The following is a 522-nucleotide window of genomic DNA, read 5'->3' as shown; positions in this document are numbered from 1 at the left end:
CACCCGAAGCCGGTGGCCTAACCCTTGTGGAGGGAGCCGTCGAAGGTGGGATTGGCGATTGGGACGAAGTCGTAACAAGGTAGCCGTACCGGAAGGTGCGGCTGGATCACCTCCTTTCTAAGGAGCATCTTCCAGAAGACATCACAGAGGTGAATGTTGTTCTGGCAGAGCCACTTCGGACTCGAATGTAGTCCGGTGGTGCTCATGGGTGGAACGCTGACATGTGCTGGCGAGAGCTCGGAGACTGAGTGCTTCGGGTGCCGGATGTAATCGACACACTGTTGGGTCCTGAAAGAACAGACGTTCTTTCCAGGCAAAAGATACGACAAGGTTTTCTCCGCGTGTCATACCGCGGGATTTCTTCCCGGCTGGTGCCGCAGTGGTGAGAAGGTCTTGTGTGTTGTTTGAGAACTGCACAGTGGACGCGAGCATCTTTGTTTGTAAGTGTGTAAGAGCGTACGGTGGATGCCTTGGCACCAGGAGCCGATGAAGGACGTAGGAGGCTGCGATAAGCCTCGGGGA

The 522-nt window shown here is 55.6% G+C and carries 2 rRNA genes; both read left to right on the top strand.

The features are described from left to right. Positions 1 to 117 (top strand): 16S ribosomal RNA (locus C5E41_RS33100); the annotation flags it as partial. Positions 118 to 438: 321 nt separating this feature from the next. Continuing rightward, positions 439 to 522: ribosomal RNA gene (locus C5E41_RS33095) — 23S ribosomal RNA — on the top strand; the annotation flags it as partial.

The organism is Nocardia nova (assembly GCF_002933465.1).
GTDB lineage: Bacteria > Actinomycetota > Actinomycetes > Mycobacteriales > Mycobacteriaceae > Nocardia > Nocardia nova_B.
This window is presented reverse-complemented; position numbering and strand designations above follow the sequence as displayed.